Source organism: Fretibacterium sp. OH1220_COT-178 (assembly GCF_003860125.1).
In the GTDB taxonomy this organism is placed as follows: Bacteria; Synergistota; Synergistia; order Synergistales; family Aminobacteriaceae; genus CAJPSE01.
Genome location: NZ_RQYL01000047.1, coordinates 1 through 5119, shown reverse-complemented (window position 1 = coordinate 5119; position 5119 = coordinate 1). Strand labels below are relative to the sequence as shown.

6 protein-coding genes are annotated in these 5119 nt (G+C 55.4%); 5 read left to right on the top strand and 1 reads right to left on the bottom strand.

Annotated elements, in window-relative coordinates; translation table 11 throughout:
* Positions 1-327, top strand: a 327-nt coding sequence (locus tag EII26_RS13205; protein ID WP_199735219.1) for a hypothetical protein, incomplete at its 5' end; no start/stop codon positions are given.
* Positions 328-393: 66 nt separating this feature from the next.
* A complete protein-coding gene (locus EII26_RS12595) occupies positions 394-1305 on the top strand; it encodes a hypothetical protein (RefSeq protein ID WP_124889507.1) in 912 nt (303 codons plus the stop codon).
* Here the strand turns inward: EII26_RS12595 and EII26_RS12590 are convergent.
* A complete protein-coding gene (locus tag EII26_RS12590; protein WP_124889506.1) occupies positions 1274-2308 on the bottom strand; it encodes a hypothetical protein in 1035 nt (344 codons plus the stop codon). The two genes, EII26_RS12595 and EII26_RS12590, sit on opposite strands and share 32 nt — an antisense overlap.
* Before the next feature lie 461 nt (positions 2309-2769).
* On the opposite strand from EII26_RS12590, the gene EII26_RS12585 reads away from it, so the two are divergent.
* The 3 genes from EII26_RS12585 (at position 2770) to EII26_RS12575 (ending at position 4978) form a co-directional block, all read left to right on the top strand.
* On the top strand, positions 2770-3531 hold the full coding sequence (locus EII26_RS12585; protein ID WP_124889505.1) for an RDD family protein: 762 nt from the start codon (positions 2770-2772) through the stop codon (positions 3529-3531).
* Positions 3532-3649: 118 nt separating this feature from the next.
* Positions 3650-4750, top strand: a complete 1101-nt coding sequence (locus tag EII26_RS12580; RefSeq protein ID WP_233572754.1) for a WG repeat-containing protein — start codon at positions 3650-3652, stop codon at positions 4748-4750.
* Positions 4751-4762: 12 nt separating this feature from the next.
* Positions 4763-4978 (top strand): hypothetical protein, encoded by a 216-nt coding sequence (locus EII26_RS12575; RefSeq protein ID WP_124889503.1) that lies wholly within the window; start codon positions 4763-4765, stop codon positions 4976-4978.
* Positions 4979-5119: the final 141 nt, after the last annotated feature.

Here is a 5119-nt window from a genome sequence, read left to right as displayed (position 1 = left end):
TACCGGTTCTCCGAGGGGCTGGCGTCGGTGGCTCTCTCCGACCCCGAATCCACCAAGGACGCGTTTGGGGTGATCGACGAGACGGGGAAGGTTCTCTTTCAGTTCTCTGAGGCGCCCCGCGGTGCGTACCGCGAGGGGTACATGGTGGTAGAGGATGAACACGAGAACTACAGCCTTATCGACCGAACGGGTAAATTGTACCCTCTGCCGACGTGGCTTGAGCCTATAGGGGTGAAAGAAGTCGTGAACGGCACGTTGTTGGTGAGAGTGAGGCAAAAGGTCCCGTGGTATGAGGAAAGAAAATTCGGCTATCTGAGCATTCCCTGACCATAGGACAGTGAAGAGACGGGAAAAGCTTTCGGGACGGAGTTTTAGCCAAAGGGAGGGAGAAGCATGTCGATATTGTCGAATCATGAGGTGACGAAGAAGTTTTTTGAGGTTTACTTCAAGGCCCTGATGCCCGAGAACATGGACCTGAGCCAGAAGAGGTTCATCACGATACACAGGAAAGGAGACGAGCCTTGGCCCACACGATCCACCCTGCCTTTTGATCTGGCCACCAAGGCCTCCAACAAGACATTTTGGTCTTTCTGCGGAGATTTGGCCTTGAAGGTCAAGTCCGTGTCTGCAGCCTTCCTGGATGGGGTGGTTGCGGTTGTAAAGAGGGCGCTGTTCGATTCAAAGGATGACGACTACGACCTTTATAAGAACTGGAATGAGGAAGTGATGAAGGATGTCGTCTTGGATACCATTAGGGAGGGGAAGGTCGACCTTCCGAAGAGCCAGGCCGCGGCGGCCCGGAACCTTACCATCAAGGAGCTCGTCTTTCCGGACTTCAAGGAAAAGGACGTCTTCTCCTTCGTGAGGACCGAGCTTATCGCCTATAGGGATTTGCTTGCAAAATGGAAGATAGAATATAAAGACGCCCCCTTTAGGGAAGAAATCTCGTCCTCCTTGAACGACGTCAACGAGATCCTGGCGCACGATGCGCAATACACCGTGGAGCAGAAGCGGGCGAAGATGGCGGAGCCGTACAGGGAGTTCATCCGGGAGCATACGACCGTGGAGGACTTCTATAACCGGATCATCGACAACATTGTCACCCATGTCAAGGAGCGCCTGAACGTCGAGGGGGAGTACATCTTCTGGAACAGCAAGGCGGATTTTCTGTTCCGCAAGCACTACTCGGGCGGCAGGCCGGACGAGGCGAACGGCCTGCGCTTCGGCGACGGGGTGACGCCCGATGGGCTGACGTTCCGCAGCAACGGCCGAACTAGGCTCGCTCCATGTTTTTCAGATCATTGACCTCCTCCAAAGTCAGGCCAGTAGCCTCGGCGATTCTGGTCGAGTCCAATCCCATCCGAAGCAGGTTTCGTGCTATTTCGGTTCTGCCGAGCTGAATGCCCTCGGTTCTGCCGAGCTGAATACCCTCGGTTCTGCCGAGTTGAATGCCTCTTGCTTCGCCGAGCTGAATGCCTTTTTCTATCCCTTTTCGTTCCATGATGCTGACGTACATTCGTCCCGCCTCCTTCGCCTGTTCCAGCTTATTCTCCCATTCCTCGTATTCCCGGGAGCTCTCGTCCTCCGTGAGGTGAATCACACCCTCCATAAACACCAGAAGCTGCGCCTTGTCCGCGTGAGACCATCCCCGCTCGTCCAGAAGTTCCAGCATCTCCTTGAGGTAGTCCAGCTTTCGCGCCTCACTGCCCCGGCTCTTCCAGGCCCGAAGGCCTGCAAGGTGCGCCCAGTCGAAGGGATTCTCACTTGCTTTAAGCGATTCCTCGTCCCCCTCGTAGATCCTGAAGACCGGGAACTCGTAACTCACCCTGGTTCCGTAGCCCTCCCAGCGGTAGGCCCCTGAGGACTGAGCTTTTGACAAGGGTTCGATAAGGAGGGCTAAAGCGATCACGGGCCTTCGATACCGACCCTCCAGCAGTCCCCGATAACGATGCATCCGTAAGGGAAAGTCCTCGTTGCCGCCACGTCCCTGTACCTCCGCATGGAGCAGAATCCAAGCGTTCTCCCCGGAGCGAAGCGGAACATCCGCCAGGAGGTCGACGAAGCGGTTCGCGTCCGGTTCCCCACCCTCCGGCTGCCGGGTGAAACGGGCCAGTCGGCGTAACTCCTTATCGAGGAAGACGACCTCTCTTTCCCCGTCAATATCCCGTGCCAGGTCGGGGAGCAGAGATTGGAGCATGGGGACGAAGAACCGAGCCAGCAAATCCTTCCAGAGCAGATCGTCACGGCGGGGTTCGGCGCCGTACTTTCCCCCGGAGCTTGGTTCATTACTCTTTTCCTCACGAGCCATGGTTCCACCTCGATCCGCATTTCCTCGGCTGCCCCTGCCCGTCCATAGTATAGCAAAGACCGTGAGAATGTCGGCAGGGCGTAAGTCCGGAGATGCGATTCCCGATCCCTCGACCAACACGATCGTGAACTCCACGGTACTGGACGAGGAGGACGTGCTGCGTAAGTGCGCTTGAGACGGGAAAACAGGGAAGTCCCCGCGTATGTTTTTTCAAACAAACTTATCTTTATTATCCCTCCATTGACGGCGTCAAGAATATTTGATACTTTTTCGTCGGCATTCCTTTTCATTTCATTTCAAAATCGATCATGGACCATTCCACTTTCACCACTTTTGCAAGGGCGGCAAACTTCGGTCTTTGGGGCGGAGCGTGAGCGGGAGCCACAACGGACAGCATCCAAAACGGAAGTCGGAGCATTGAAGCGAAAAATACCACTTTCACCCGGACAGGGGGCAATACGATGGACGAGACGGTACTGGAACCGACGGGAGGGAACGTATCGGAAGCCAAACGGGAGGAGCCGGAGAGAGAATCGGAATCGCCAGGGACGGCATCGCTGGTTATCCGATTGGTCGCGCGAGCACTGGATTTTATCATTCTGTTTCTTATTTTTGATCGTTTTACAGGTCCTGTACGGGAACCGTTTGCGAGATTTGTCTTCAATCTCTTTCTGCGCTCTCTCAGGATAAGGGTGTTCCTGATCGATGCCCATGTCCTCAACGTTGGGTTCTTGTTGCTCACCGGTTTTTTTATGGTCTCGTGCATCTGGCTTTTGTGCAATAGCTGGGGGTTGTTCCGTTCGGGGCAGACCCTCGGCAAGAGAATGACTCAAATCCGTATTACGCCTGAGGACAGGTCTTGTCCTTCGGCCTCCGTCGGTTTCGGCCGTCTGTTCTTAAGGGAGCTCCCGTTTTTGTTCTTCGTCACCTTGTTGTTCATCTCCTGGTATGCCGAACCTCGTTCGGAAATGGGTATCTATGCGAAGCTTGCGGTGGCGGTCCTGCTGATCGACGTGCTCCCGGGGCTGTTCGGATCGGGGCGCTGCGTTCATGACCGTCTTGCGGGGACGCGGGTCTGCGATCTGAAGCTCTCCGAAACGCCTGTCCCTCCGGGGTCTCGGGAACATCGCTATGATGGGGCGTACTATTCCGGCCTTTATAGAGAATACGCGGAGAAACTGGCGGAGGACGGAACGGGAAATTCCGACAAAGACTCGGCGTGAAGGTTGTTTTTCTGCAATCCTGCCGGTGGAATGAGGGCGGGGGAAAACGTTGCGAAAAAAGGAGCGGAGACTGGAAATGAAAAGGCGAATGTTTGGGGTTCGGATGTCCGTTTTATTGATGGCGGCATTGCTTTTCTGTGTGTGTGGCATGTCGTGGGCCTGGGAGGAAAAGGAAGAAACGTTTTCCTACAAGTGGCTGATCGAGCCCAAGTACGAAAGGGCATTTGCTTATTCGGAGGGCCTGTGGCCGGTGAAGAAAGATGGACTGTGGGGGTACGTGGACAGTGCGGACAGGGTGGTCGTGGATTTTCAATATTTCGGAGCCGATCCGTTTCGGAACGGAATGGCCTACGTCGAGGTCAGCGAGAACGTTTGGGGGCTTATCGACCCTAAGGGCCGGCCGGTCATCGCTCCTCAGAAGGGAACCCGTCTTGTCAGGGACCCTTTGTTGGGCTCGAAGAAGGATATACGGGTGTCGTTTCGGGACGCTCAGGGCAGGTATGGTTTTCTGGATCTTTCGGGCAAGATCCGGATCCCTGCCGTTTACAGTTACGCGTCCCCTTTTGAGGGGAATTGGACGGACGTCAAAAGCGGCGACTGTTGGGGCGTGATCGATAGGAATGGCAAATCTGTCATTCCTATCAGAGAAAAGTATAGATTTTTAGCCTGTTTTAATGACTATGTGGCGTTTGAGACGACGGAGGGCCTGATGGGGGTGATGGACCGGAAGGAACGGGTTATTGTGCCCCCGCAGTATAAAAGCATCCTGCCAGACAATGACGGTCTCCTCAAGGTGGAGACCGTCGAGGGAAAAGTCGGCTTTATGGACGCGACCCTCAGGTTTGTGGTGGAACCCCGGTATGCTAAAGACCGGTATGCTAAAGGTTCTCCCGTCCTCTTGACGCCTTTTTATGGAGGGGGCCTCGTCTTCGTGGAGGAGGATGGGATGACGAAGGCTTTGGACGAAAAAGGGGAGGTCGCGTTCGAGTTCCCCTGGATTTTGGCGGAGCCTTTGACGGGCGACGAGGGAGGCTATGTCCTGCGAAGCCGAGTGACGCGCAGGGAAAATGGCCTGCCCTACTACTTTCTCGTCGATAAGAGGGGAAGGTGGCTTCTTCCTCCGGAATTCTCCGGGCTGACCCCCTCTTCTCATGGCATCGTCGCGGCGGCGCCGGAAGGTCTCTGGGGCCTGTTGCTTTTGGATGAAAAGACACGATAGGAGGACAACGCGATGTCTCAAAAGAGCCTTTCCACGCTGTATCTCGGAATGCTTCACAATAAGTTTGGGGAAAGTCTGGACAGCGATCTTCTGACGGGGACGACGCTGGGCAATTCCATCGATGCGATATCGGTGCGGGCGGAGAAGGATGTCTTCATGACGGAGGCGTTCCGTGTGGCCGTGAATATTGCGGATATTCCTAAGGAGCTCGCGCTTGGAGCATCGTGAAGAGTTGGATGAAGGTGCGCACCGTCCGCATGGAGGGGGACCTTCCCGGGTTCTGCGGGGCCGAGAGAGGGTTTTATGACGAGAGGGATTGAGGCCATTGGGAAGGAGCAGGGAGGGATCGATATGCCCGTAGGAGACAGG